Here is a 241-nt window from a genome sequence, read left to right on the forward strand (position 1 = left end):
TGCAGATGTAGGCGATGAAGAAGCGTTACTTGAAGAGCCAGAGTCTGCGCCACAGAGCTATGCTTTAGATAACGATCTGGGCGATGTGCTTGGTGAAGGTGAGTCTAATGTTGAGTTAGAACAAGCATCTCTAGTCGAGTCTGGTCACTTAGATGGCATGGTCGATGAAGAAGAACAGATACCTCAAGGCTTTGAATCTGAGTCAGAACTAGCCGCTGAACCCGAGCTAGAAGCAGAGCCA

Annotated in this window: 1 protein-coding gene; it reads left to right on the top strand. The window is 48.1% G+C overall.

Annotated features, from left to right (window positions below; all coding sequences use genetic code 11):
• Nucleotides 1–241, top strand: a 241-nt coding sequence (locus N482_RS25195; protein WP_196763659.1) for a hypothetical protein, incomplete at both ends; no start/stop codon positions are given.

The organism is Pseudoalteromonas luteoviolacea NCIMB 1942, from assembly GCF_001625595.1.
Taxonomy (GTDB): Bacteria; Pseudomonadota; Gammaproteobacteria; order Enterobacterales; family Alteromonadaceae; genus Pseudoalteromonas; species Pseudoalteromonas luteoviolacea_A.